We start from the raw sequence: 25,790 nt of genomic DNA, 5'->3' as shown, positions 1-25,790 counted from the left end.
GGGCTGTCGGGTCGATCTCACTCGGGGTGACCGACCGCGGGGCAATGAATAGGGTGGCTACGGCCCGGCCGAACTACGGCCAGGCGTCGGGACTAGTATCCGCAGTCGGCAGGCATCGCGACTGGCTTGCCCTGCAGTCGCCCTGCGGGGTGTCGCATGCTGTCACCCGGCCCACCCGGGTCGGGGCGGATCCAACCGGGTCCGACGAAGGCTTCAAGGGAGTGCAGGAGGCACCGTGACGGCCGTCGCGCCACAGCCGATCGCCACGCGCCCCTATCCGGTGCGCAAAACGGTCAAGGGTTCGTTCATGGCGCGGATGTTCCGCACCACGGACCACAAGCAAATCGGCATCCTCTACCTGGTCACGTCGATGGCGTTCTTCCTGGTCGGCGGCCTGATGGCGATGCTGATCCGCGGTGAGCTCGCCGTCCCGGGGATGCAGTTCCTGTCGCAGGAGCAGTACAACCAGCTGTTCACCATGCACGGCACGGTGATGCTGCTGCTGTACGCGACGCCGATCCTGTTCGGCTTCGCCAACTACATTCTGCCGCTGCAGATCGGTTCCCCCGACGTCGCGTTCCCGCGGTTGAACGCCCTGGGGTACTGGCTGTACTCGTTCGGCGGTCTGATGGTCGTCAGCGGCTTCCTGCTGCCGGGCGGCGCCGCCGACTTCGGCTGGTTCGCCTACACCCCGCTGTCGGACGCCCTGCACTCGCCGGGCCACGGCGCGGACATGTGGATCGCCGGTCTGGCCGTCGGTGGTCTGGGCACCATCCTCGGCGCGGTGAACATGATCACCACGGTGGTCTGCCTGCGCGCACCGGGCATGACGATGTTCCGGATGCCGATCTTCACCTGGAACATCCTGGTCACCAGCGTGCTGATCCTGATGGCGTTCCCGATCCTGACCGCCGCGCTGCTGGGCCTGATGGCCGACCGGCACCTGGGTGCGCACGTCTTCGACCCGGCCAACGGCGGTGTGATCCTCTGGCAGCACCTGTTCTGGTTCTTCGGCCACCCCGAGGTCTACATCGTGGCGCTGCCGTTCTTCGGCATCGTCTCGGAGATCTTCCCGGTGTTCAGCCGCAAGCCGATCTTCGGCTACTCCGGCCTGGTGTACGCGACGCTGGGCATCGCGGCCCTGTCGGTCGTGGTGTGGGCGCACCACATGTACGCCACCGGCGCGGTGCTGCTGCCGTTCTTCGCCTTCACCACGTTCCTGATCGCGGTCCCGACCGGTGTGAAGTTCTTCAACTGGATCGGCACCATGTGGAAGGGCCAGCTGACCTTCGAGTCCCCGATGCTGTTCAGCGTCGGCTTCCTGGTCACCTTCCTCTTCGGTGGTCTGACCGGTGTCCTGCTGGCGATGCCGCCGGTCGACTTCCACGTCTCGGACACCTACTTCGTGGTGGCGCACTTCCACTACGTGCTCTACGGCACGATCGTGTTCGCGACCTTCGCCGGGATCTACTTCTGGTTCCCGAAGATGACCGGCCGGATGATGGACGAGCGGCTGGCCAAGCTGCACTTCTGGCTGACCTTCATCGGCTTCCACGGCACGTTCCTGGTCCAGCACTGGCTGGGCAACGAGGGCATGCCGCGCCGGTACGCCGACTACCTGGCCAGCGACGGCTTCACGCTGCTGAACACGATCTCGACGATCGGCGCGTTCATCCTGGGTGCCTCGATGCTGCCGTTCCTCTACAACGTGTTCAAGAGCTACCGCTACGGCGAGGTCGTCGAGGTCGACGACCCGTGGGGCTACGGCAACTCCCTGGAGTGGGCGACGTCCTGCCCGCCGCCGCGGCACAACTTCACCGAGCTGCCCCGGATCCGCTCCGAGCGGCCGGCGTTCGAGCTGCACTACCCGCACATCTCCGAGCGGATGCGGCTCGAGTCGCACCTGAGCCTGACCGGCAAGACCCTCGCCGACAAGCACGAGGGCGGCGGGACGGCGCTGAAGCAGACGCCGGTCACCAAGGACGAGTCCAACCGGGACGACACGACCGAGAAGTGATCTGGGCGCTAGCCCCGCACCACGCGACTGTGCCAGGGTGGGGCCAGCTCGACGAAGAGCCCCGGCGGGCCGTGCCTGCCGGGGCTCTTCGGCTGCCTGGGTCCTTCGGGACCTGTCCGGTGGGCGCGCTGGCGCGTGGTGGTGCGCGTCCCCGGACGGGTCGAGCGGCTTCGCCGCTGCACAAGAGGAGAGGAAGAATCGCTGCCGTGAGCACCGCGAACGCGACCACCGTGCTGATCACCGTGACCGGGAAGGACAAGCCGGGCGTCACCTCCGTGCTGTTCGCCGCGCTGACCCGGCACGGCGTGGACATCGTCGACGTCGAGCAGGTGGTGATCCGGGGTCGGCTGGTGCTCGGCGTGCTGGTGTCCACCGAGCACGACCCGGAGCAGCTCCAGGAGGCGGTGGAGCAGGCGATGGCCACCGTCGGCATGACCGTCGACGTGGCGATCGGTGCCCCGGACGGTGATGCGAGCAAGCTCGCCTCCAGCCACGTCGTGGTGGTGCTCGGGCAGCCGGTGACCGCCCGCAACTTCAGCGAGGTGGCCCGCGGCCTGGCCGAGATCGGGGTCAACATCGACTCCATCCGGCGGGTCGCCGACTACCCGGTGACCGGGCTGGAGCTGCAGGTCAGCGCCCCGGACGCGGACGACGACACGGAGCTGACCCGGGCGATGGCCGACATCGCCGCCCGTGCCGGGGTGGACCTGGCGGTGGAGCGCACCGGGCTGGCCCGGCGGGCGAAGCGGCTGGTGGTCTTCGACGTGGACTCCACGCTCATCCAGGGCGAGGTCATCGAGATGCTGGCCGCGCGGGCTGGGTGCGAGGAGCAGGTGCGCGAGGTCACCGAGCGGGCCATGCGCGGCGAGCTGGACTTCGCCGAGTCGCTGCGGCAGCGGGTCGCGGTGCTGGAGGGGCTCCCGGTGTCGGTGCTGGACGAGGTCGCCGCGGAGCTGGAGCTGACGGCGGGGGCGCGCACCACGATCCGCACCCTGCGACGCCTCGGCTTCCACACCGGGGTGGTCTCCGGCGGGTTCACCCAGATCATCGACCAGCTGGTGGACGAGCTGGGCCTGGACTTCAGCGCCGCGAACGAGCTGGAGGTCGTGGACGGGAAGCTGACCGGCCGGGTGGTCGGCGAGATCGTGGACCGGCCGGGCAAGGCCAAGGCCCTGCGGCGGTTCGCCGAGTCCTTCGGGGTCCCGGCCGCGCAGTGCGTGGCCGTCGGCGACGGCGCCAACGACATCGACATGCTCTCGGCGGCGGGGCTGGGTGTGGCGTTCAACGCCAAGCCCGCCCTGCGCGAGGTCGCCGACACCGCCCTGTCCCACCCGTTCCTGGACACGGTGCTGTTCGTGCTGGGCGTCACCCGCGCCGAGATCGAAGCCGCGGACGCCGAGGACGGGGTGGTGCGCCGCGTCCCGCTGGACGCGTGATGAGACCGGGGAACAACGGCGGCCCAGGAACGGCTGACCGGGGTGTGCCCGACACCGCCTTCGACGTGCTCGACCCGCTGATCGCCCGCTACGCCTCCTGGCTGGCCCTGCCCGGCGCTGCCACCGCCGACACCTCGGACGAGGACCCGGACAACGTGGTGCTGATGCCGGTGGTGCTGCGCATCGAGCGCCGCGAGCCACCGGACCGCACGGCGCTGCTGGAAGCAGCGGCGTCGGCGGCGCTGGCGGTGTGCCTGGACGAGCGCTGCAAGCCGGGCGGCGAGTGGCACGAGGCCATGAGCACCTGGATCGCGGGACGAATCCGCAAGGTGGCCCGGCGGGCGCGCGGAGCGCACTGGGACGCGGTCCAGGCCCTGCCCGGCCGCACCGTCCAGGTCGGCAACGCCGAGGTCCGAGCCTTCCTGCCGATGCGCGTCGCGGACATGCCGAAGGAGCTCAGCCGTCTGCAGATCTCGGGCAGCGAACTCGACGCCGACGAACCGGGCCCACCGCTGCCGGGAGCCCCGGTCCTGTGGCTGAACCCGCACGTCCCGATGAGCGCGGGGAAGTCGGCGGCCCAGGTCGGCCACGCGACGATGATCCTGGCGGCCCTCCTCCACGGCGAAGGCATGCACGCCGACCTGGCGCGCTGGGCAGCAACGGGCTTCCGCTGCTCTGTCCGCCAAGCAACCCCCGACACCTGGACCCGCCTACACCCCCGCGACAACCCGGAGCAGGCCTGGCGGGAGTCGGGAGTGGGCATGGTCCGGGACGCGGGCTTCACCGAAGTCGACCCAGGCACGGTGACAGTCCTCGCCCAGTGGCGGTGAGAACGGGACGGGGTGTTGTCGATCACCGACCGCAGAAGGTCCGTCATTGGTGCGGAGATCAGCATTAACGGCGGGCCATGGCAGCGTGTTTATTGGGGGCAGAATCGGCCGTGGAGTACATTGAGAGGAATCGTCTGTTGACTGCTGTCGACGCTGCGATGCGGTCTGATGAGGCGGTCCGGCTGCTGCGGACGAGCTTTCGACGCCTGGGGCCGGTGATAGGTATGCTATGTCTCTCGTTTCGCTGGTTAGTGTGCTGGAAATTTATGAGAAGCGTCAGGTTGATTGCTGTTACCGCCGGAAAGCGCACGCTGCACGCAGGGAAGAATTGAATCAGATTGCCGCGATCAGCTGCTGCTGCGGTGGAGAAGGTGGAGGTGCTGCTCGCTGGGTGGCCGGGCGGCACCGGAAGCGGGTGACTGCGCAGGTGGCCCGGATCTTCGGCTCCCGGGCACAGGCCGGGCCCGAAGATGTTTTGCAATCTAACGACTGCTAGGTCTTTGGCGGCCTGATGGTCGTCAAGGCCACTGCATCTTCGGGCCGGTCGCCGGGTTTCCCCGGTAACCACCAGCATGCCCAGGTGCGCGTCGTTCGCGCCAGGGTCTTAAGTCCCGGTCCGGGCTCAGTCGTCGCCGACGCCCCTCGCCGCCAGGGCTTCGCCGAGGTCGTCGGCGTGGCGGAGGGTTCGGACGAGGAAGGGGACCGCGAAGGCCGGGAGCGAGCGGTCCGCGTTGCGGGCTCGTTGGGCTTCGCGGACCTGCGTCGCGATCGTGGACAGGGCCGCGACGGCTTGCAGGGTCAGGCCGACCAGCAGGCCGATGCGCTCCGGGCGGACGCCGAGGCGGCGGGTGGGTCCGAGGCCGCGTTCCACCGCGGTGACCAGGTCGTCGACGCGGGTGGTCAGGGTGAACAGGTTCGCCGCGCCGAGGGCGGTGAGCAGGCGCAGGCAGACCACCGCCGCGTTGTCGAGGCCGAGCATCCACCACTGGAGCAGGAACACCACCAGCAGCAGCGGGACCAGCAGTCGGGCGATCTGCCAGCAGCGGCGGGTGGGGATGCGGGCGACCGCGTAGGCCAGGACCACCGCCAGCGCGCAGGTACCCAGCGCCAGCGGGGAGTTCAGGACGAAGATCCCCACCGCGAACACCAGCAGTGCCGGGAACTTCCAGCCCGCTGGCGCGCGGTGCACCGGGCTGGTGCCCGGCTCGTACAAGCCGAGCGGGTTCATCCGACCAGCTCCCGGTAGTAGCGGACGGCCGGGCCGGGTTCGTCGTCGGCGACCACCTTCCCGGCTTCCAGCACCACCACGCGGTCGAAGTCCGCCAGCAGGTCCAGGTCGTGGGTGACCAGCACGACCTGCTGGCGCAGCCCGGCCAGGACCTCGGCGAAGTGGCGCTTGTTGCGCAGGTCGAGCAGCGTCGTCGGCTCGTCGCAGACCAGCACGTCCGGGTCCAGCACCAGCATCGAGCACAGCGCCAGCAGCTGTTTCTGCCCGCCGGAGAGCTGGTGCGCCGGGTGCTCGGCGTAGCCCGCCAAGCCGTGCTGGGCCAGCACCTCCGCCGCTCGGCGCTGCCGCTCCGCCTTGGACAGGCCCTGCTTGCGCAGCGAGAACGCGACGTCCTCGCCCGCCGTGGGCATCACGATCTGGCTGTCCGGGTGGGTGAAGACGAAGCCGACGCGGCGCCGCACCGCGCGGCCGTTGCGCACCGGGTCGACGCCGTCGACCAGCACCCGGCCCCGGGTCGGGTGCACCAGGCCGTTGACCATCCGGGCCAGCGTCGACTTGCCGGAACCGTTCGCGCCCACGAACGCGACCCGCTGCTCGTCCAGCCGCAGGTCCACGCCGTCCAGCACGGTGCGCTCGTCGTAGCTGTGCCCGACGCCCTCGAACTCGATCAACCCACTCGCTCCCACATCGTCGCCACGCCCAGCCCGCCGCCGGAGGAGAGCGCGGCCAGGCCGGTGCGCGGTCCGCCGGCGCGCACCATCCGGCTGAACAGCCGCACCACCAGCACCGCACCCGACGCACCCCACGGGTGGCCGAGCGCGATGGCGCCCCCGTCCGGGCTGACCAGCTGCTCGTCGATCCCGGCGGCGTCCAGGCAGGCCAGGGCCTGCCCGGCGAACGCCTCGTTGAACTCGACCACTCCCGGGGTGTGCCGCGCCAGCAGCTCCCGCATCGCGGGCACCGCGCCCAGCCCGAGCCGATTCGGGTCGACGCCGGAGGTCCGCCAGTCGACCAGCCGCAGGCCCGGCACGCCGAGCCGACGCCGCTGCTCCTCGGTGGTCACCAGCACGGCAGCCGCGCCGTCGTTGATGCCGCAGGAGTTCGCCGCGGTCGCGGTGCCGTCCGGGGTGAACGCGGGCCGGAACCGGGCGAGCCGCTCGCCGGTGAACCGCTCGCGCGGCCGCTCGTCAGCCGTGACGCCACCGACCTGCACCAGCTCGGCGTCGAACCGGCCGTCCGCCTGCGCGGCGACGGCGCGCGCGTGGCTGCGGGCGGCGAAGGCGTCCTGGCGCTCGCGGGAGATCCCGGCCTCGGCCGCGACCAGGTCCGCCGCCGGACCCATGTCCGGGTCGCCGATGTCGGCCGGGGCGAACGGCGCCCGCTGGTAGAACCGGGGCGGTTCGGTCGCGGTGCGCGGCCGCCACGCGCGCCAGGGCGCGGTCGACGGGCTCTCCACACCACCGGCCAGGAACCACTCGCCCGCACCGGCGCTGATCAGTGCGGCTGCGGTGGTGATCGCGCTGAGGCCGCTCGCGCACTGGCGGTCGATGGTCAAGCCCGGAGTGCGCTCGCCGAGCCCGGTTCGCAGCGCCGCCACGCGCGCCGGGTTCCCGCCCGGCCCGAGCACGTTGCCGAGCAGCACGTCGTCCACAGTGGTCACACCAGCATCGGCCAGCGCGGCGCGCAGCACTGGGGCGGCGAGCTGGTCGACCGGCAGGTGGCGCAGGGCCCCGCCAGCCTCGCCGATCGGCGTCCGCCGCGCCGCGATCACCACAGGAGTCCGGTTCACAGCGCCTCCGCCGGGAGCGATCCGTCGCGCAGCTGGTCGGCGACCAGGGCGCGGGCTGGTTTGCCGGACGCGGTTCTCGGCAGCTCGCGCACCGACAACCAGCGCCGGGGGCGCTTGGCGGGCTCCAGCGAATGCCGTGCCCGCGCCCGCAGGTCGCGGCGCGACGGTGGCCGGGCCGGATCGACCTCCACCACCGCCGTGACCAGCTCGCCGAAGCGGGGGTGCGGGGTGGCGGCCACCAGGACGTCGCGCACCCCGTCCGCGCCGCGCAGCACCGACTCGACCTCCTCCGCGCCGACCAGCCGACCACCGGTGTTGATCACCGCGCTGGCGCGGCCGAGGACCTCCAGCGAGCCGTCGTCGTGCAGGATCGCGCGGTCGCCCACGGCGGACCAGCCCCGATCGGTGCGCGGCGGCACGATGACGCCGTCGTCGAGGTACCCGTCGAAGCTGAGCTCGGAGCGGACCCACAGCTCGCAGTCGCGCACCTCGACATCGACGACGGGGCGCAACCGACCGCCGCGCCGCACCGCGATCAACGAGTGCTCGGCGGACCCGTAGTACTCGACCAGCTCGCAGCCCGGCAGCACCTTGCCCAGCCGCTCCTCGATCTGCTGGTCCACGCGCGCCCCACCGCAGACTACGACCCGCAACCCGCACTCGGCCCGCAGCACCGGATCGCGCTCCAAAGTGGACAGCAGCGCGGACAGCATGGCGGGCACCAGGTGGACGACGGTGCTGTGCCGAGCGGCCGCGGCCGCGTCCGGGGCGGACCACCGGTCGAGCAGGTGCACGTCGGCGCCCCCGTGCAGCGCGTGCAGCGCGCCGAACAGGAACAGCGACGAGCTCAGCGGACCGGGGACCAGGACCCGGTCGCGCGGTTCGAGGTCCAGGCCGAGTGCGTCGAAGCTCCGCAGCCACGAGCGCCGGGAACGGACCAGCACCTTCGGTCGGCCGCTGCTGCCGGAGGTGGTGGGGAGGTAGAACGGCGTGACGTCGTCTCGTGGCGTGCCGGGTTGACTGCTGGAGACCAGCGGTAGGGGGGAGTCGTCCGACTCGGTGGAAGTGCTGACCTGGCGGGGGGTCGGTTCCGGCTGGTTCAGGTCCAACAGCACGTGCGGGGCCGCGTCGGCGAGGACGGCGGTGCGCTCCCGCTCCGCCCAGGTCGGCTCCAGGAGGAGCGTGGCGCAGCCCGCGACGTCCGCGCCGAGGAAGTGGGTCAAGCGCGTCAGCGCGTCCCCGCCGTCGAGCGCGACGCGCGAGCCCGGGGGGAGCAGGCGCGCAGCGCTGCGAACCCGGGCGAGCAGCTCCGCAGGGCCGAGCGACGTGCCGTCGTGCGCGACCCGCGAAGCGGGGGAGCGGCCGAGGACCGGGAGCACCATCAGCCCTCGGCGGGAGCGCGGCGCGGAGCGCCGGTCAGCGCCGGGACGGCGCGGTGGACCGCGACGGCGACCAGCGAGACGGCGACGAGCTTCACCGCGTCACCGGGCACGAACGCCAGCGACTGCACCGCCGCCGCGCCGAGGTCGCCGATCATCAGGCCCCAGTACGGGATGCCGATCAGGTAGTCCACGGCGACACCAGCGACGTTGGCCGCGAGCAGGACCAGCAGGCCCGGCTTCGGCGCCAGCTGCACGACCAGGCCGACGACCACTGCCGACAGCACCCAGCCGAGCACGAAACCGCCACTCGGCCCGACGAAGGGGGCGATGCCGCCGCGACCGCCGGACAGCAGCGGCAGTCCGATCGCGACCAGCGCCAGGAACAGCAGCACCGACGCGCCACCGCGGCGCGCACCGAGGATGCTGCCCGCCAGGAGCGGTCCCATGTTCTGCAGCACGATCGGCACCGCCGCGCCGCCGAGGTAGAAGCCCGGGAAGATGCCGAGGACGGCGATGAACGCGGCGAAGACCACAGTCCGGGCCAGGTTCGCGGCGGGCGCGGCTTGGCGTGGTGCGGACACGGGCGTCTCCCTAGCAGTTGATCGACAACATCCACCGGTCGCCGCCCACCCCGGGTCGAGCCCGCCGGACGACTACGGCCAGCCCGGACCCGACGACCGGCTGCGGCCCTGTGACCAGGTGTTCTCGTTGCCCCGGGCGGCTTCGTCGCGGCCCGGTCGGCGCGACTGCCCCAACCTACCCGGCAACCCGGCCAGAACAGAAAGCCCAACGACGAGTTGTCGATCGCGCACAAGACCACCCACCCGCCGAAGGGGCCTCCGTCACACCCGACCCCAGACTCCGCCAGGGGCCCGCCTACTCCCGTCACCCACACCTACAGTTTCAGTTGAAACTGTGAACCCCCTACGCCGCCAGGGTGACCTTGCCTCCTCAGGCGGGTGACAGAAGTGCAATGTCATCGGAAACCAGACCACTGATTTCGATTGAACTTGCGCGACCCCCCGAGGCGGCGAGCCCTTGGCGATCCGGCCAGGTGCCGGAGTCTCGACGGCGAGTCGTCGCCCGCATACGACATCACCCATCTGACGGAGGAGGTCCCTCTGTCGCTCTGCCGCGCCACGACTCCAACCCCCGTGTAGTACGCGCGTCGCCCCCCCCGCTCGCACTTGCAGTTTCAATTGAAACTGCGAGCCTGACGCGTGGCAATTCGCAGTTTCAATTGAAACTGCGGATGTGTCTGTGGCGGGGGTGTGGAGGGTGGTCGTGCTGTGAAGGAGGTGCGACGGTGCCTCGGTTGGGTGAGGGGAGGGCGATTTCGATGGACATTGGATGTGTGATCTCCCTTGCGACGGCGTGATCGCCGTAGGTGGGACGGTCCAGGGTGAGTCGCCTGGGGCTGGAGGCTTGACGGTGAGTGGTCGACGGGTGCGGTATCGCCTGTCGGGCGGAAGGTGCTCCGGCGCATCGCGGTCCTCGGTTTGGAGGTCCTCGGGTTTCCGTCGCTTGCACTTGCAGTTTCAATTGAAACTGCGCGTTTCGTGCGTGGGGATTCGCAGTTTCAATTGAAACTGCGGGTCTGTCTGTGGCGAGGAGTGTGGTGGGTGGTCGTGCTGCGAGGGGGTGATCGTCCCTCGGTTGGGTGAGGGGGAGGGCGATTTCAATGGAGATCAGACCTCTGATCTCCATTGAGGTGATCTCAGTGAAAGCGTCCCGACGTATCACCGGTGTGTTGGGTGCCCGACACACCGGTGGTTACAGTTTCAACTGAAACTGTAACTGTCCCCCGCCCCTCCGGCGACGCGTCACCACTCTCGCGGGCGCCCGAAGTGAAGGGCACTTTCACCGGCTCGGTCGGTGAAGGCGCCCTTCATCAGCGCCCGCGATCGGCGTTGGGTGCCGGTGGAAGCGGTTCCGGCACTCACCTGGGGCTACAGTTTCAGTTGAAACTGTGGATCATCCGGCGACTCGCCTGTGAGGTCCGGTGAGATCGCCTCATCGGAATCGGGTGGGTGAGTGTTGTGGGGTCAGGTTGGGGTGGAGGCGGTTAGGCGTTGGAGGGCACCTCGGACGACCTTGGGGTCTTGGGTGGTCCAGAACGGGGGGAGGGACGCTCGGAGGAAACCGCCGTAGCGGGCCGTGGCCAGGCGGGGGTCCAGGACCGCGATGACGCCTCGGTCGTTCGGTGCGCGTAGGAGGCGGCCTGCGCCTTGGGCCAGCAGGAGTGCTGCGTGGGTTCCGGCGACCGTGAGGAAGCCGTTGCCGCCGTGCTCCGACACCGCCTTCTGGCGGGCCGAGGCGAGCGGGTCGTCCGGGCGCGGGAACGGGATGCGGTCCATCACCACCAGCTGCAGCGAGTCGCCGGGCACGTCCACGCCCTGCCACAGCGACAGGGTGCCGAACAGGGAGGTCGCCGGGTCTTCGGCGAACTGGCGGACCAGCAGCGCGGTGGTGTCGTCGCCCTGGCACAGGACCGGGGTGGACAGGCGCTGGCGCAGTTCCTCGCTGGCCTGCTTGGCGGCCCGCATCGAGGAGAACAGGCCGAGTGTGCGGCCGCCCGCCGCCTGCACGAGCTCGGTCAGCTCGTCCAGGTACTGCGGCGGGAGTCCGTCGCGGCCCGGCGGCGGCAGGTGCCGGGCGATGTAGAGGATGCCGCTGCGCTGGTGCTCGAACGGTGAACCCACGTCCAGCCCGGTCCACTTCAGGCCGCCGTTGTCCGACGGCGCTTCCTTGCTGGTGGCCATCCCGGCGACCGGCTGGGCCCGCTGCTGGGCGGGCAGGCCCCACTGCCGGGCCAGCGTGTCGAACGAGCCGCCGAGCGCCAGCGTCGCCGAGGTCAGGACCGTGGTGCGCTGGCCGAACAACCGCTCGCGGAGCAGCCCGCCGACCCCGATCGGCGCGATGCGGACGGTCGTCGGGCGGTTCGGGTCCGCCGAGATCCACACCACCTCGTGCTGCTTGTCGTCCTCGAACGCCTCGAGCAGCCGGACCGCGGTGTCGTGGACCTCCTCGGTGAGGGCGTGCGCGAGCTTGCGCGCGGAGCTGCCCTCGGTGTCCTCCTTGCGCTCCGGGCCCAGCGCGTTGATGCAGGCCCAAGCCGCATCGCGCAGGGCAGTCAGCGCACCGCCGAGGTCCTGCGGGAGCTGCTCCAACCGTCCGGGCGTCGCCGCCTGCAGGACGAGGTCCAAGCCCTCGGAAGCCTCCACGAGCCGGTCGGCGGTCTCCTCGTCGATGGCCCGCGCGCAGCGCCGCGCCGCGAGCCGCACCGCGGACGCCGTGAGCTCCCCGGTCGCCGCCGACGTCACCCGGTCCACCAGGTCGTGCGCCTCGTCGACCAGCACCACGTCGTGCTCGGGCAGCACCGGCCGGTCGTCGAGCGCGTCGATGGCCAGCAACGCGTGGTTGGTCACCACGATGTCCGCGCGCCCGGCCTCGGCGCGGGCGCGCTCGGCGAAGCAGTCGGTGCCGACCGGGCAGCGGTGCACGCCGAGGCATTCCTTCGCGGTGACCGACAGCTGCCGCCACGCCTGGTCCGGGACGCCCGGGACCAGCTCGTCGCGGTCACCGGTCTCGGTCTCGGTGGCCCACTCCTGGACGCGCTTGACCTGCCGCTCCAGCGCGGAGGCGGCGAAGGCGTCGAACAGCGCGCCCTCGTCGGGCTCCTCCGGGGCGTTGCCGTGCACCCGGTTCAGGCACAGGTAGTTGCGGCGGCCCTTGAGGATCGCGAAGGTCGGGCGCCGCCCGAGCGCGTCGGCCAGCGCGGCGGACAGGCGCGGCAGGTCGCGGTCCACCAGCTGGCGCTGCAGCGCGATGGTCGCGGTGGAGACGACGACGGTGGTGTGCTCGGCGACGGCGTGCCGGATCGCCGGGACCAGGTAGGCCAGCGACTTGCCGGTGCCGGTCCCGGCCTGCACGGCCAGGTGCTCGCCGGAGGTGATGGCGTGCTCGACGGCCTCGGCCATCCGCGCCTGGCCCTCGCGCGGCACCCCGCCGACGGCCTCGATCGCGACGTCGAGCAGCGTCGGCAGGTCCGGGATGTCCTGCCTGGCCTTGGCCGCGATCGGGAGCGCCGGTTCGAGGTCCTTGTCCGCCCGCGCGAGGTCGTCGGCGATCTCCGGTGGGAGCACGTCGTCTTCGTCGGGCTCGAACGCAATCGGGTCGGACCATCGCGGGACAGAGGTGGGCACGGGGAGAAACTACCGCCCACCCCCGTCCACGAGCCCCGATGCCCCCTCAGCCGCCCATCGCGGCCCGGTCCGATGCGCTGCGCAGCACGCAGAACTCGTTGCCCTCGGGGTCGGCGAGCACCCCCCAGCCCGAGCCGTCGGCGTTGCGCAGGTCGGTGACGAGGGTGGCGCCGATGCCCAGCAGCCGCTCCACCTCCTGCTCGCGCGAGGTCTCGGGCCGCAGGCACAGGTGGAGCCGGTTCTTGCCCGCCTTGGCCTCGGGCACCTGGTTGAAGTGCAGCACCGGGCCCTCCGCCAGCAGCACTTCCACCTCAGGATCTCCCGGCCCGGACTCCGGGTGCGGCGGACGTCCGGTCACCTCGCTCCAGAACAGGGCGAGGGCGTGGGGGTCCGCGCAGTCGATGGCGACGTTCTGCAGTGTCGAAACCATGCATGTGAGCTTTCCGGCCGGACCGGCCGGAAGCCACCGGATTACCAGCTCACGAACCGTGCGGCCAGCGGCTCGTGGTCGTGGTCCGGGGAAGACCTGCAGCATCGTGGTGCGGCGCTGCCGCGGGTGCCAGCGCTGGGCCGCACCTCGCTCGGTTCGTCCCGGTGGATCCTGCCCGACCGGCGTGGCTACCGGACGACGGGTTCGCCGATGAGGTTGACGCCTGCGGCGTCGAGCTCGGCCAGGGCCGTGTCGACGGTTGCCCGCGACACTCCGGCCGTCAGCTCCAGCAGGACCGTGGTGTCCAGGCCCTGCCGGGCCGCGTCCAGGGCCGTGGCGCGGACGCAGTGGTCGGTGGCGATGCCCACCACGTCGACCCGGTCCACCCCGCGTTCGACCAGCCAGTCGTGCAGCGGGCGGTCCCGCGGGTCGACGCCCTCGAAGCCCGAGTAGCCGTCGCTGTACTGGCCCTTGGAGAACACCGCCTCCACCGGGCCCACGTCCAGCGCGGGGTGGAACGCCGCGCCCGGGGTGCCCGCGACGCAGTGGCGCGGCCAGGAGCGCACGAAGTCCGGTTCGTCGCTGAAGTGCGCGCCCGGGTCGATGTGGTAGTCGCGGGTGGCCACCACGTGGTCGTGGTCGAACCCGGCGAGGTACTGCGAGATCGCCGCCGCCACCTGAGCGCCGCCCGCCACCGCCAGCGCGCCGCCCTCGCAGAAGTCGTTCTGCACGTCCACGACGATCAGTGCTTTGGTCACGCCACCCATTCTGGCCATCCGTCAGGCGGTGTGGAAGGTGGTCGGGATCGCCGGTTCGCCGTGGGAGAGCTTCAGGCCCTCCCAGGGCAGGGTGACCAGCGCGTGCCGGAGCCGCTGGCGGCTGTCCTCCAGGGTCGGCAGGTCGTCGACGCGCTTGCCGTCGCGCATCAGCGGGACCTGCAGGAACCGGTCGTGCGGGCCGAGCACCGGCTCGGCCGCCCCCGGGGCGGTCTGGAAGACGACCTCCTCCACCGCGGTGCCGGTCTCCTTGTAGCGGCGCACCGCGGACTTGCGGCCACCGCGGGACTCCTTGTGCGAGCTGCGCTTGGCGACCGGGCGCCCCTCGACCTCCACCAGCTTGTAGACCATCTCCGCGGTCGGCGCCCCGGAACCGGTGACCAGCGCGGTCCCCACGCCGTAGCCGTCGACCGGTTCGGCGCGCAGCGAGGCGATCGCGTACTCGTCGAGGTCGCCGGAGACGACGATCCGGGTGTTCTTGGCGCCCAGCGAGTCGAGCTGCTCGCGGGCCTGCCTGGCCAGCACCCCGACGTCACCGGAGTCGATACGCACCGCGCCCAGCTCCGGCCCCGCGACCTCCACCGCCAGCTCGATGCCGCGGGTGATGTCGTAGGTGTCCACCAGCAGCGTCGTGCCGGTGCCCAGCGCCGCGACCTGCGCCGCGAAGGCCTCCCGCTCGGAGTCGTGCAGCAGCGTGAAGGCGTGCGCCGCGGTGCCCGCGGTGGGGATCCCGTAGCGGCGGCCCGCCTCCAGGTTCGAGGTGGCGGTGAAACCGGCGAGGTAGGCCGCGCGGGCTGAGGCGACCGCGGACTCCTCGTGGGTGCGGCGCGAGCCCATCTCTATGATCCGCCGACCGTTGGCTGCCGAGACCATGCGTGCGGCGGCCGCGGCGATCGCGCTGTCGTGGTTGAGGATCGACAGCACCAGCGTCTCCAGCACCACGGCTTCGGCGAAGGTGCCGCGCACCGTCAGCAGCGGGGAGCCGGGGAAGAACAGCTCGCCCTCCGGGTAGCCGTCCACCTGCCCCTGGAACCGGTAGTCGCGCAGCCATTCCAGGGTCTGGTCGTCGACCACCCGGTGCTCGGCGAGCTGCGCCAGCTCTGGTTCGCCGAAGGTGAAGTCCTCGATCGCGTCGAGCACCCGACCAGTGCCGCCGGTGACCCCGTAGCGCCGCCCGCCCGGCAGCCGCCGCGTGAACACCTCGAAGGTGCACGGGCGGTGCGCGGTGCCGTCGCGCAGCGCGCTGGCGAGCATCGTCAGCTCGTAGTGGTCCGTGAGCAGCGCAGTGCTGGTGGTCATGGAGCAGAGATTACGTGGTCCGGGATCACCCGCGGGGTGTGGCGTCGGGGGTTCGCGAGCTGGTGGGACTGCGTTGCGCACACGGTCGACACCGCTGTGACGGCCACGTGCAACGATGGGGGCATGACCTCGCCCGCTGAAATCGAGCGCGCGCAACTCGAACCGGATGTGCTCGGCACCGAGGACAAGCCGTGGGTGACCGTGGTGTGGAACGACCCGGTCAACCTCATGTCCTACGTCACCTACGTGCTGCAGAAGATCTTCGGTTACACCCGGGACCACGCGACGAAGCTGATGTTGGACGTGCACCACAAGGGCAAGGCGGTGGTGTCCTCGGGTTCCAAGGAGAAGGTCGAGGGCGATGTGGCGAAGCTGCACGCCGCCGGCCTGTGGGCGACGATGCAGAAGGACTCCTGAGTGGAAGGCTGGACCCGCAAGAACGGGCACGTGCAGGCCGAGCTGGCGCAGCAGGAAGCGGCCGTCATCCGGGGCCTGGTGGGGCAGATCAAGGACATGCTCACCGCGCGGGCCGCGGAGGCGCCGACCGACGAGCTCGCCGAGCTGACCGGGATCCGCACCGGCCCGACGACGGCACCCGAGGACCGGGTGCTGGCGCGGCTGCTGCCGGACTTCTACCGGCGCGACCCGATCACCGGGGAGACCGACGAGGAGCAGGCGGACGCGGCCGGGGCGATGCGCTCGCTGCACGAGCCGACCCTGCTGGAGGCCAAGACCGGTGCGGCGCAGCTGGTGCTGGACACCTGCCCGCCGCAGGGCGGCCGGGTCAAGCTGACCGGGGAGCAGGCCGACGGCTGGCTGGCGGCGCTCAACGACGTCCGCCTGGCCCTGGGCACGGCGCTGGACGTGGACGAGGACATGCCCGAGGAGCTCCCCGAGGACGACCTCCGCCGCGAGCACCTGGGCGTCTACCAGTGGCTCACCTGGGTCCAGGACAGCCTGGTCGCAGCACTGATGTCATGACCGTTCGTGAGCGGGGATGGTGGTGAGAACAACCATCCCCGCTCACGAGGTGGTGCTGTGGGGTCGTGAGTGGCGATGGTGGTAGGAGCGACCATGGTCGCTCACGAGGGATGGCGAGAACTGCGCGACCCCAATGGGAATCGCGTGGGTGGGGACCTCGTGAAATCCGTTGAACCACAGTTGACGTGGGCCGCGGCCACAGCGGAGGAGCCGGCATGGGAGCAGGTCAGCAGGACGCGCTGGTCGACGTCGACGGGGTGCTGGTCGGGCACGAGCAGCGGCTCGACGCGCACTGGGCGACCGGCGTGACGGCGGTGCTGGTGCCCGACGGCGCGAGCGCGGCGGTCGACGTCCGCGGCGGCGGACCCGGCACCCGCGAGACGGACGTGCTCGAACCGAGCCACCTGGTGCAGCAGGTGCACGGCATCGTGCTGACCGGCGGCAGCGCCTACGGCCTGGCCGCCGCCGACGGCGCGATGCGCTGGCTCGGCGAGCGCGGCCACGGCGTGCCCGTGGGCCCCGACCCGGCGCACGTGGTGCCGGTGGTGCCCAGTGCGGTGATCTTCGACCTGCCGATGAACGACTGGGGCAACCGGCCGGACGCCGACTTCGGCCACCGCGCCTGCCAGAACGCCACGCGCACCGAAACCCGGGAGGGCAACGTCGGAGCCGGGACCGGGGCGGTCGTGGGCTGCGTCAAGGGCGGCATCGGCACGGCCAGCACCGTGCTGGACGACGGCACCACGGTCGGCGCGCTGGTGGCGGTCAACGCCGCCGGTTCGGCCATCGACCAGGACACCGGCCTGCCGTGGCTGCCCACACCCGGCCTGCGGCGCCCCACCCAGGCGGAGATCGACGCGGCCAAATCGCTGTTCGGCACCCGCCCCGGGCGGCACGGGCCCGTCGACCGGCCGCTGAACACCACCATCGGCGTCGTCGCCACCGACCTGCGGCTGTCCAAGGCCGAGTGCCAGCGCCTCGCGGTGGCCGCCCAGGACGCGCTGGCCCGCGCGGTGCGGCCCGCCCACCTGCTGGTCGACGGCGACACCATGTTCGCGCTGGCCACCGGAACCGGGGCCGCGCTGCCTGCGCCGGGGGAGCCGGGCTGGTCCGCGCGGCTGGACGCGGTGAGCGCGGCGGCCGCAGACGTGGTGGGGCGGGCGATCGTGCGCGGGGTGCTCGCCGCCGAACCGGTCGACGAGGTGACTTCCTACACGCGGCTCTACCCCTCGGCGCGGGAATGAATCATCGTGTTCCTACGTTTCGCCCGACGAAAGCCGCACCGGCTCTACCAGGGATTCCACATCGTGGGAGGCCGGTGCTCCACCTATTAGGATGGTTGCTGTGCTGGTGATCCGACGCGACCTCGTGGATGCGATGGTCGCGCATGCCCGACGGGACCACCCGGACGAGGCGTGCGGTGTGATTGCCGGTCCGGAAGGGTCGGACCGCCCGGAGCGCTTGGTCGAGATGATCAACGCCGAGCGCTCGCCCACCTTCTACCGGTTCGACTCCGGTGAACAGTTGAAGGTGTGGCGGGAGATGGACGCCAACGACGAGGAGCCGGTGGTCATCTACCACTCGCACACCTCGACCGAGGCCTACCCGTCGCGCACCGACGTCTCCTACGCCTCGGAGCCCAACGCGCACTACGTGCTCGTGTCCACCAGGGACCCGAAGACCCATGAGCTGCGTTCCTACCGGATCCTCGACGGCGAGGTCACCGAGGAGCCGGTGGAGGTCGTCGAGTCGTACATGTTCGCCCACACCGGCGCCGACGAGGTCCCCGACCGCGACTGATCAGCCGCGGTCTGACCGCTGGTGTTCGCGTACCCGTTCCAACGAAGTCCTCTGTGGACAGGAGGTTCCCCATGGCAGTGAAGGTTTCGATCCCCACCATCCTGCGCACCCACACCGGTGGCGAGAAGTCGGTGCAGGCCGAGGGCAGCACCGTCGCCGAGGTCATCAACGACCTCGACACCAACTACAGCGGCCTGAAGTCCCGCCTGGTCAAGGAGGGCAGCCTGCACCGCTTCGTGAACGTCTACGTCAACGACGAGGACGTCCGCTTCGCCGGTGGCCTGGAGGCCAAGGTCTCCGACGGTGACTCCGTGACCATCCTGCCCGCCGTCGCCGGCGGCATGTGAGTTCGACAGTTCGCTTGACTCGTCCTGCGCGGCGGTGCTGGTCGCAGCGCAGTTCCCACTGAGGTCGCACGTCCGGTCGCGGTGGGGATTGCGCCCCGCCGCGCGCAGCACGACCTCGCGGTTACAGGGCCAGGAGGAGAGGCACCGTGGCTCGTTACGACTCGTTGCTGGACGCGCTCGGTGACACCCCGCTGGTGGGGTTGCCGCACCTGTCACCCGCACCGGACGTCCGGTTGTGGGCCAAGCTGGAGGACCGGAACCCGACCGGGTCGATCAAGGACCGGGCGGCCCTGGCCATGATCGAGGCCGCCGAGAAGGAAGGCCGCCTCACCCACGGCTGCACGATCCTGGAACCCACCTCGGGCAACACCGGGATCTCGCTGGCCATGGCGGCCAAGCTCAAGGGCTACGGCCTGGTCTGCGTGATGCCGGAGAACACCTCCGAGGAGCGTCGGCAGCTGCTGCAGGCCTACGGCGCGCGGATCATCTCCTCGCCCGCGGCCGGGGGCTCCAACCAGGCGGTGGCGATGGCCAAGGAGCTGGCCGAGCAGAACCCGGACTGGGTGATGCTCTACCAGTACGGCAACCCGGCCAACGCTGGGGCGCACTTCAGCACCACCGGGCCGGAGATCCTGCGCGACCTGCCCACCGTCACGCACTTCGTGGCTGGCCTGGGCACCACCGGCACGCTGGTCGGGGTCGGCCGCTACCTGCGGCAGCAGAAGCCGGACGTGCAGATCGTCGCGGCCGAACCCCGCTACGGCGAACTGGTGTACGGCCTGCGCAACCTCGACGAGGGGTTCGTGCCGGAGCTCTACGACCCGGACGTGCTGACCCGCCGCTTCTCGGTCGGCTCCTACGACGCGCTGCGCCGCACCCGGCAGCTGCTGGAGTCCGAGGGCATCTTCGCGGGCATCTCCACGGGCGGTGTGCTGCACGCAGCGCTGACCATCGCGGAGAAGGCGGCGGCGAACGGCGAGTCGGCCGACATCGCCTTCGTCGTGGCGGACGCGGGCTGGAAGTACCTCTCGACCGGTGCCTACAGCGGCACCCTCGACGAAGCCGCCCAACGCCTCGAAGGCCAGCTCTGGGCCTGAGATCGCAGTTTCAATTGAAACTGCGGATCGCCCTGGGTGTGATTCGCAGTTTCAATTGAAACTGCAACTCCCTGCCCACACGCCTGCGGTGTGTCGTGGCCCCACACGCCCTCGGCGTGTCGTTTCGGGGTCAGCCGGCGAAGGAGTAAGGGCGGAGGCCTTGGCCGAGGTTCCGGACGATGAGGACCGCGCCGTCGGCTTCGGTGGGGTTGGTGACCTCGTCGGTGGCCGAGGTGATGTAGAGGTGCGTCAGGTCCGGGCCGCCGAAGCAGCAGTCCGTGGGACGGTGGGCCGGGACCGGGATCGTGCGGTCCAGGGCGCCTTCGGCGGTGTAGGAGCGGATCTCGCCCCGGTCGCGAATGGCGGTCCAGATGCGGCCGTCGGTGTCGACGCACAGCCCGCCGGGCTCGCCGTCGACCTCGCACAGCGTGCTGCGGTCGCCGAGGGTGCCGTTCTCCAGGTCGAAGTCCAGAACGTCGATGCGGCGGGTAGCCCCGTCGGCCAGGTACAGGCGCGTGTTGTTCGGGCTCCACGCGAGGCCGTTGCCCGCGGTGAGGTCCTGGAGCGCGATGCTCGCCCTGCCGTCGCCGGTGACGCGGGTCAGCCAGCCGCCCTCGCCCAGCGTCGTCGCCCACAACCGGCCCTTGGCGTCGACCGCCGTCGCGCCCGCCTGGACGCCGTCGCGGGCCCAGTAGACCAGCCAGTTGCGGTGCGAGCCGGTGGAGTCGAACACGGCGATGCCCTCGGTCAGGTGCAGCACCAGGCCGCCGTGGCTGCGTGGTTTCGCCGCGCTGACCTCCTGCGGGAGCTCCATCGCGTGGTCGGTGCGGCCGGGGACGAAGCGGTGCGCGCTGCGCGTCGGCGGATCGACCCACAGCAGCGTGTCGGTGCCGATGTCCCACGTCGGTGCTCGCCCCGATCGCGCCGCCGCGGGTACTGCTGTGTCGACCTGCACCTGCCACCCCTCGTCCGGAACGCAACGACTCAGGACCCTATCGCGCGGCCCGGTTGATGATCTTGGGGTTGGGGAAGATGCCCGAATCTCAGGGCGAACCCCGAGACCGCGGCAGGGCGTCCCGCGTAGCCTCAGAAGCGTGAACCGGCTGCCTGATCGTCCTCGCCCGCGCGTGCTGCCCGCGAACCCGCTGCGTGCTGCGGTGGGCATGCTCATCGCCACCGCGGCGCTCTACGGCATCGAGTTCTACGACCAGGTCAACCCGGCGGCCAGGCTGGACGACAACGGCATCTTGCCGCGGGAGGTCAGCGGTCTCGACGGGATCCTGTGGGCCCCGCTGCTGCACGGCGACTGGTCGCACCTGTGGGCCAACACGCTGCCGTTCCTGGTGCTCGGCTGGCTGGTGCTGGCCGGGGGCCTGGGCCAGTTCATCGCGGTGACCGCGACGGTCTGGATCATCGGCGGGCTGGGCACCTGGCTGGTGGGCGCCTCCGCCTTCCACATCGGCATGTCCGGGGTGATCTTCGGCTGGATGGTGTTCCTGCTGGTGCGCGGCTTCTTCCAGCGCAGCGTCGCGCAGATCCTGGTCGCGGTGGTGCTGTTCTTCTACTGGGGCGGCATGTTGTGGGGCGTGCTGCCGGGCCAACCCGGCATCTCCTGGGAGGGCCACCTGTTCGGCGCGCTCGGCGGTCTGCTGGCCGCGTGGCTGGTGGCGCGCAGCACGCGTCGGCAGGTCACCGGCGGTGAGCCTGGCACACTGGCCGGGTGACTGACGCCCCGATCGGGATCTTCGACTCCGGCGTCGGCGGGCTGACCGTGACCCGCGCGATCATGGACCAGCTGCCCGCCGAATCCGTGCGCTACGTCGGCGACACCGCCAACGCGCCCTACGGCCCGATGCCGCTGGCGGAGATCCGCGCCCGCACCCTGGCCCTCACCGACTCGCTCGTCGAGGAGGGCGTGAAGGCGCTTGTGCTGGCCTGCAACACCGCGTCCGCAGCCTGCCTGCGCGACGCCCGCGAGCGCTACTCGATCCCGGTGGTCGAGGTCGTCATGCCCGCGACGCGGCGCGCGGTGGCGACCACCCGCAACCGCCGCATCGGCGTGATCGGCACCAGCGCCACGATCCGCTCCCGCGCCTACGACGACGCGTTCACCGCCGCGCCGGACATCGAGCTGACCACGGTGGCCTGCCCGCGGTTCGTGGACTTCGTCGAGCGGGGCATCACCACCGGTCGGCAGATCCTCGGGCTGGCGCAGAGCTACCTCGACCCGCTGCAGCAGGCCGACGTGGACACCCTGGTGCTCGGCTGCACGCACTACCCGTTGCTCACGGGTGTGCTGCAGCTCGCGATGGGCGATCACGTGACGCTCGTCTCCAGCGCGGAGGAGACCGCCAAGGACGTGGTGCGGGTGCTGACCGAGAACGACCTGCTCGCAGCGCCGGACGGGGCCCCCGGGCACGAGTTCCGAGCCACCGGCGCGCCCGACCGGTTCGCCCGGTTGGCGGCGCGGTTCCTCGGTCCAGCGGTCAGCAGCGATGCCGTTCGGCAGCTGGTCGTGTCAAGCTCGACCGCATGAAGCTGACGATCCTCGGCTGCTCCGGGAGCTTCCCCGGCCCGGATTCGCCTTCATCCGGGTACCTGCTGGAGTCCGGCGACACGCGCATCGCACTCGACCTGGGCAACGGCACGCTCGGCGCGATGCAGCGGTTCATCGACCCGTTCGCGCTGGACGCGCTGTTGTTCAGCCACCTGCACCCGGACCACTGCGCGGACTTCGGCGCGCTGGCGGTGCTGCGCCGCTACCACCCGAACCCGCCCAGCTACGGCACCGCGCGGCTCCCGGTGATCGCGCCGGAGGAAGCCCCGCAGCGCTTCGCCGCGCTTTACGCGCCGAGCGCCGCGGAGCGGGCCGAAACGGATCTGTCGGACGTGTTCGAGTTCATCCCGGTGTCGGCGGATCCGGTGCGCATCGGCCCGTTCGAGGTGCAGGCGGTGCCGGTGGCGCACCTGTGCGAGTCGTGGGGCTACCGCGTGTCGGCGGAGGGCAAGGTGCTGGCCTACACCGGCGACACCGGCCCGTGCCCGCAGCTGGCGGACCTGGCCGCGGACGCCGACGTGCTGCTGTCCGAGGCGTCGTGGGCGGACTTCCCGGACTCCCCGGAGGGGGTGCACCTGTCGGGCCGCCAAGCAGCGGAGGTGGCGAAGACGGCGCGAGCCCGCCGCCTGCTGCTCACCCACGTCGTGCCGTGGGCGGACGGTGACACGATCCTCAGCGAGGCGAAGGCGGTCTTCGACGGCCCCACCGAGCTGGTCGCGGCCGACCGCACCTATGACATCTGACGTGCTGCTCCGCCGCGCCACCGGCGCCGACGCGCTCGACATGGCCGAGGTGTGGTTGCGTTCCTCCTCCTCCGCCCTGCCGATGGTGCGGCGGGCACATTCCGACGAGGTGCGGAGCTGGTTCGCGCACGTCGTCGTGTCGGACCACGAGTGCTGGGTGGCGGAGGAGCAGGGCGGAGCTGGCGCAGCTCCACCCCGACCCGCCGCAGCGCGGCCGGGGACTGGGTGATCAGCTCGTCGACCTGCCAAAAGGCCGTCGGCCAGACGGCCTGGAGCGCTGGACCTTCCAGGTCAACACCCCGGCGCGCCGGTTCTACGAGTGGCACGGGTTCGTCGCCGTCGAGCACTCCGACGGGCGGCGCAACGAGGAGCGGGAGCCGGACGTCCGCGACGTCTGGTCGCGCGAATCGCCAGCCCCTTGACTGGGGGAGGTCCGGGGCGGGCTTAGGGTTGGGGCGTGGCACGAGCTGATGGGCGGAGCGACGACCAGCTCCGAGAGGTGCGGATCACGCGCGGGTACCAGGACTGGCCAGCCGGTTCGGTGCTGGTGGAGTTCGGCCGGACGCGGGTGTTGTGCGCGGCCAGCGTCCAGGAGGGCGTCCCGCGCTGGCGGACCGGCTCCGGGCTGGGGTGGGTGACCGCCGAGTACGCGATGCTGCCGTCGTCGACCAACACGCGCAGCCCCCGCGAGTCGGTGAAGGGCCGCATCGGTGGCCGCACCCACGAGATCAGCCGGTTGATCGGCCGCTCGCTGCGCGCCTGCATCGACATGGCGGCGCTGGGCGAGAACACCATCGCGCTGGACTGCGACGTGATCCAGGCGGACGGCGGCACCCGCACGGCCGCGATCACCGGCGCCTACGTGGCGCTGGCGGACGCGGTGACCTGGCTGGGCGCGGCCGGTCGGCTGTCCGACCCGAAGCCGCTGTCCTGCTCCATCGCCGCGGTCAGCGTCGGCGTGGTGGACGGCCGGGTGCGCCTGGACCTGCCCTACGAGGAGGACTCGCGCGCCGAGGTGGACATGAACGTGGTGGCCACCGACCACGGCACGCTGGTGGAGGTGCAGGGCACCGGCGAGGGCGCCACCTACACCCGGTCCACGATGGACAAGATGATCGACTTCGCGCTGGACGGCTGCGCCAAGCTCGCCCAGGTCCAGGCCGAGGCGCTGTCCGCCCCGTACCCGGGCGAACTGCCGGGGGCCAAGGCATGAGCCGCGTCCTGCTGGCCACCCGCAACCAGAAGAAGCTGGTGGAGCTGCGCCGCATCCTCGAAGCCGAGGGCGTGACCGGCGTCGAGGTCATCGGCCTGGCCGACGTCCCGGAGTTCCCGGAAGCCCCGGAGACCGGCGCGACGTTCGAGGAGAACGCGCTGGCCAAGGCGGCGGACGCGGCGAAGGCCACCGGCCTCCCGGCGATCGCGGACGACTCGGGCCTCGCGGTGGACGCGCTGAACGGCATGCCGGGCGTCCTGTCGGCCCGCTGGGCGGGCAAGCACGGCGACGACCAGGCGAACCTGGACCTCCTGCTGGGCCAGATCCAGGACGTCCCCGACGAGCGCCGCGGCGCTGCCTTCGTCTCGGCGGCGGCCCTGGTCCACCCGAACGGTGCGGAGGCGGTGGTCCGGGGGGAGTGGCGGGGCACGGTGATCCGCGAGGAGCGCGGCACCAACGGCTTCGGCTACGACCCGATCTTCGTCCCCGAGGGCGGGACCCGGACCAGCGCCGAGCTCTCGCCCGAGGAGAAGGACGCGGACTCCCACCGAGGCCGAGCCCTCCGCCTGCTCCTCCCGGAGCTCCGCAAGCTCGCGGGCTGAGCACCCGAACAACCTGCTGAAGGGCCCCTTCGACCGGCATAACTGGTCGAAGGGGCCCTTCGCTCGTCACGGGACCTGGTCCAGCCGTCGAGCGCGCCGCCCATGTCCGCACGCAGGAAATCCCGCCACCGAGCAGGAGCGACGGCTGACCGCCCACCACCGCGATCCATGGTGTCCGAATCCCAACACCGTCAATGCCAATCCCGACCTCAACGCAGTGGTAGTTGAGAGGCCTGTAGCTGGACGTCCGCCACCCGACTTCGACACAGTTGCCGCCCGCCGGAGTCGGAGTGGATCCAATCCGCGAGAAAACCTGCATGGACTGCTGGCGGCGGATCAGCGCCCGGTGGTCGTGAGTGCGTAACAGTGTTCCAGCCCTGTTTCGCGCTCACGACCCCCTCGTGAGCGGCAACGGTGGTTCCCACGACCATCCCCGCTCACGACCCTGCGCAACCACCTCGTGAGTGGCGACGGTTGTTCTTGCCACCGTTTGCACTCACGAGTCCTGACCTGCACGAACGCGACCTTCGGTGAACAAGGGAGACGAGGGTGTTCCAGGGCTTGTTCGCGCTGGTCGTGCGGGGTGCGGAGGCAGGTTCCCAGGGTGCGGCTCTCCGAGATCATGCGGCTGGAGTCCGGGCCCGCGCAGCCCGCGACCGGGTTCTGCTCGGCGATGGCTTCGGAGGAGCAGCGGGGCGCTGCCGGTGCGGGCTCACCGGGCTGGCGGGTGGTCACCGCGCTGGCCAGCGGACCGACGAACTCGTCCTGGTGGCCGAGGACCGGGTCTTCCTTGTGGGCGAAGTCGTTGGTGACGGTCTTCTTGGAGACGCGGGCGGACTCGGTGATCTCCGCGATCGTCGTCCCCTCGAAGCCCTGCTCCAGGAAGAGCTGCGTCGCGCGGTCGGAGATGCGCACGCGTTCCTGCAGGTCAGGGGTCGTGAGTGCGAAACAGGGTTGGAACACTGTTACGCACTCACGACCCCTCAGGCCCCGGTCGGGACCCAGTTGCCGTGGAAGCCGTTGGGGACGCGGTCCGGGAGCTGGACCTCCGCCGTCGT

The 25,790-nt window shown here is 71.1% G+C and carries 27 protein-coding genes; 16 read left to right on the top strand and 11 right to left on the bottom strand.

Going from position 1 to position 25,790, the window contains the following annotated elements; translation table 11 throughout:
• Positions 1 to 235: 235 nt before the first annotated feature.
• The 3 genes from ctaD to ABT324_RS05140 all read left to right on the top strand — a co-directional run bounded on the left by ctaD (position 236) and on the right by ABT324_RS05140 (position 4,283).
• Positions 236 to 2,017 (top strand): aa3-type cytochrome oxidase subunit I, encoded by a 1,782-nt coding sequence (gene ctaD, locus ABT324_RS05150; protein ID WP_351171882.1) that lies wholly within the window; start codon positions 236 to 238, stop codon positions 2,015 to 2,017.
• Positions 2,018 to 2,223: 206 nt separating this feature from the next.
• Positions 2,224 to 3,453 carry a phosphoserine phosphatase SerB gene (serB, locus tag ABT324_RS05145; RefSeq protein WP_351171880.1) on the top strand — a complete coding sequence of 410 codons (1,230 nt, stop codon included), beginning with the start codon at positions 2,224 to 2,226 and terminating at the stop codon, positions 3,451 to 3,453.
• A 44-nt stretch (positions 3,454 to 3,497) separates the two neighbouring features.
• A complete protein-coding gene (locus ABT324_RS05140; protein WP_351171877.1) occupies positions 3,498 to 4,283 on the top strand; it encodes a peptidyl-tRNA hydrolase in 786 nt (261 codons plus the stop codon).
• Between the two features lie 622 nt (positions 4,284 to 4,905).
• On the opposite strand, the gene ABT324_RS05135 is transcribed toward ABT324_RS05140, so the two are convergent.
• The 9 genes from ABT324_RS05135 to ABT324_RS05095 all read right to left on the bottom strand — a co-directional run bounded on the left by ABT324_RS05135 (position 4,906) and on the right by ABT324_RS05095 (position 15,392).
• Positions 4,906 to 5,511: an energy-coupling factor transporter transmembrane component T family protein gene (locus ABT324_RS05135; RefSeq protein WP_351171874.1), complete on the bottom strand. Its 606-nt coding sequence runs from the start codon at positions 5,509 to 5,511 to the stop codon at positions 4,906 to 4,908.
• A complete protein-coding gene (locus ABT324_RS05130; RefSeq protein ID WP_351171871.1) occupies positions 5,508 to 6,182 on the bottom strand; it encodes an energy-coupling factor ABC transporter ATP-binding protein in 675 nt (224 codons plus the stop codon). The genes ABT324_RS05135 and ABT324_RS05130 overlap by 4 nt, the downstream gene beginning before the upstream one ends.
• Entirely contained in the window at positions 6,179 to 7,300 is a 1,122-nt protein-coding gene (locus ABT324_RS05125) for a thiolase family protein (protein WP_351171868.1), read from the bottom strand. Before ABT324_RS05125 ends, ABT324_RS05130 begins: the two co-directional genes overlap by 4 nt.
• Complete coding sequence (locus ABT324_RS05120; RefSeq protein WP_351171865.1) at positions 7,297 to 8,682, bottom strand: class I adenylate-forming enzyme family protein; 1,386 nt, start codon at positions 8,680 to 8,682, stop codon at positions 7,297 to 7,299. The genes ABT324_RS05125 and ABT324_RS05120 overlap by 4 nt, the downstream gene beginning before the upstream one ends.
• Positions 8,682 to 9,263: a biotin transporter BioY gene (locus ABT324_RS05115; protein WP_351171862.1), complete on the bottom strand. Its 582-nt coding sequence runs from the start codon at positions 9,261 to 9,263 to the stop codon at positions 8,682 to 8,684. Before ABT324_RS05115 ends, ABT324_RS05120 begins: the two co-directional genes overlap by 1 nt.
• A gap of 1,464 nt (positions 9,264 to 10,727) precedes the next feature.
• Positions 10,728 to 12,887 carry an ATP-dependent DNA helicase gene (locus ABT324_RS05110; RefSeq protein ID WP_502949697.1) on the bottom strand — a complete coding sequence of 720 codons (2,160 nt, stop codon included), beginning with the start codon at positions 12,885 to 12,887 and terminating at the stop codon, positions 10,728 to 10,730.
• Between the two features lie 46 nt (positions 12,888 to 12,933).
• Positions 12,934 to 13,317, bottom strand: coding sequence for a VOC family protein (locus ABT324_RS05105; protein ID WP_351171859.1), 384 nt, complete (start codon positions 13,315 to 13,317; stop codon positions 12,934 to 12,936).
• A 188-nt stretch (positions 13,318 to 13,505) separates the two neighbouring features.
• Positions 13,506 to 14,075: an isochorismatase family protein gene (locus ABT324_RS05100; RefSeq protein ID WP_351171856.1), complete on the bottom strand. Its 570-nt coding sequence runs from the start codon at positions 14,073 to 14,075 to the stop codon at positions 13,506 to 13,508.
• Positions 14,076 to 14,096: 21 nt separating this feature from the next.
• Positions 14,097 to 15,392, bottom strand: coding sequence for a nicotinate phosphoribosyltransferase (locus ABT324_RS05095; protein WP_351171853.1), 1,296 nt, complete (start codon positions 15,390 to 15,392; stop codon positions 14,097 to 14,099).
• Positions 15,393 to 15,515: 123 nt separating this feature from the next.
• Between ABT324_RS05095 and clpS the strand changes: the two genes are divergently transcribed.
• The 6 genes from clpS (at position 15,516) to ABT324_RS05065 (ending at position 19,617) form a co-directional block, all read left to right on the top strand.
• On the top strand, positions 15,516 to 15,809 hold the full coding sequence (gene clpS / locus ABT324_RS05090; RefSeq protein WP_150065438.1) for an ATP-dependent Clp protease adapter ClpS: 294 nt from the start codon (positions 15,516 to 15,518) through the stop codon (positions 15,807 to 15,809).
• Positions 15,810 to 16,373 (top strand): DUF2017 domain-containing protein, encoded by a 564-nt coding sequence (locus tag ABT324_RS05085; protein WP_351171850.1) that lies wholly within the window; start codon positions 15,810 to 15,812, stop codon positions 16,371 to 16,373. It abuts the gene before it with no gap.
• 215 nt (positions 16,374 to 16,588) lie between these two features.
• Complete coding sequence (locus ABT324_RS05080) at positions 16,589 to 17,617, top strand: P1 family peptidase (RefSeq protein ID WP_351171847.1); 1,029 nt, start codon at positions 16,589 to 16,591, stop codon at positions 17,615 to 17,617.
• 100 nt (positions 17,618 to 17,717) lie between these two features.
• The gene (locus tag ABT324_RS05075; protein WP_150065445.1) at positions 17,718 to 18,173 is read left to right on the top strand and encodes a M67 family metallopeptidase; all 456 of its coding nucleotides are present in this window, start codon (positions 17,718 to 17,720) and stop codon (positions 18,171 to 18,173) included.
• A 71-nt stretch (positions 18,174 to 18,244) separates the two neighbouring features.
• Positions 18,245 to 18,520 (top strand): MoaD/ThiS family protein, encoded by a 276-nt coding sequence (locus tag ABT324_RS05070; RefSeq protein ID WP_351171844.1) that lies wholly within the window; start codon positions 18,245 to 18,247, stop codon positions 18,518 to 18,520.
• A 146-nt stretch (positions 18,521 to 18,666) separates the two neighbouring features.
• Positions 18,667 to 19,617, top strand: coding sequence for a PLP-dependent cysteine synthase family protein (locus ABT324_RS05065; RefSeq protein WP_351171841.1), 951 nt, complete (start codon positions 18,667 to 18,669; stop codon positions 19,615 to 19,617).
• A gap of 130 nt (positions 19,618 to 19,747) precedes the next feature.
• Here ABT324_RS05065 and ABT324_RS05060 read toward each other — a convergent pair whose 3' ends face one another.
• Entirely contained in the window at positions 19,748 to 20,572 is an 825-nt protein-coding gene (locus ABT324_RS05060) for an SMP-30/gluconolactonase/LRE family protein (RefSeq protein ID WP_351171838.1), read from the bottom strand.
• A gap of 139 nt (positions 20,573 to 20,711) precedes the next feature.
• On the opposite strand from ABT324_RS05060, the gene ABT324_RS05055 reads away from it, so the two are divergent.
• From ABT324_RS05055 to rdgB, 7 genes are read left to right on the top strand one after another with little or no spacing between them, the layout of a single operon-like run.
• The gene (locus ABT324_RS05055) at positions 20,712 to 21,341 is read left to right on the top strand and encodes a rhomboid family intramembrane serine protease (RefSeq protein WP_502949696.1); all 630 of its coding nucleotides are present in this window, start codon (positions 20,712 to 20,714) and stop codon (positions 21,339 to 21,341) included.
• Positions 21,338 to 22,153: a glutamate racemase gene (gene murI / locus ABT324_RS05050; protein WP_351171835.1), complete on the top strand. Its 816-nt coding sequence runs from the start codon at positions 21,338 to 21,340 to the stop codon at positions 22,151 to 22,153. Before ABT324_RS05055 ends, murI begins: the two co-directional genes overlap by 4 nt.
• Positions 22,150 to 22,917, top strand: a complete 768-nt coding sequence (locus ABT324_RS05045) for an MBL fold metallo-hydrolase (protein WP_351171832.1) — start codon at positions 22,150 to 22,152, stop codon at positions 22,915 to 22,917. Before murI ends, ABT324_RS05045 begins: the two co-directional genes overlap by 4 nt.
• Positions 22,907 to 23,146: a hypothetical protein gene (locus ABT324_RS05040; protein ID WP_351171829.1), complete on the top strand. Its 240-nt coding sequence runs from the start codon at positions 22,907 to 22,909 to the stop codon at positions 23,144 to 23,146. Before ABT324_RS05045 ends, ABT324_RS05040 begins: the two co-directional genes overlap by 11 nt.
• The gene (locus ABT324_RS05035) at positions 23,097 to 23,339 is read left to right on the top strand and encodes a GNAT family N-acetyltransferase (RefSeq protein WP_351172297.1); all 243 of its coding nucleotides are present in this window, start codon (positions 23,097 to 23,099) and stop codon (positions 23,337 to 23,339) included. The genes ABT324_RS05040 and ABT324_RS05035 overlap by 50 nt, the downstream gene beginning before the upstream one ends.
• 35 nt (positions 23,340 to 23,374) lie before the next feature.
• Positions 23,375 to 24,130, top strand: a complete 756-nt coding sequence (gene rph / locus ABT324_RS05030) for a ribonuclease PH (RefSeq protein ID WP_351171826.1) — start codon at positions 23,375 to 23,377, stop codon at positions 24,128 to 24,130.
• Positions 24,127 to 24,732 carry an RdgB/HAM1 family non-canonical purine NTP pyrophosphatase gene (rdgB, locus tag ABT324_RS05025; protein WP_351171823.1) on the top strand — a complete coding sequence of 202 codons (606 nt, stop codon included), beginning with the start codon at positions 24,127 to 24,129 and terminating at the stop codon, positions 24,730 to 24,732. The genes rph and rdgB overlap by 4 nt, the downstream gene beginning before the upstream one ends.
• Positions 24,733 to 25,068: 336 nt before the next feature.
• Here rdgB and ABT324_RS05020 read toward each other — a convergent pair whose 3' ends face one another.
• Positions 25,069 to 25,647, bottom strand: coding sequence for a TetR/AcrR family transcriptional regulator (locus ABT324_RS05020; RefSeq protein WP_351171820.1), 579 nt, complete (start codon positions 25,645 to 25,647; stop codon positions 25,069 to 25,071).
• Positions 25,648 to 25,790: the final 143 nt, after the last annotated feature.

It is taken from the genome of Saccharopolyspora sp. NPDC000359 (genome assembly GCF_040300525.1).
Classification (GTDB): domain Bacteria; phylum Actinomycetota; class Actinomycetes; order Mycobacteriales; family Pseudonocardiaceae; genus Saccharopolyspora.
Note: the sequence above shows the minus strand (reverse complement) of the source record. Positions and strands in the feature narration are given on the sequence as shown.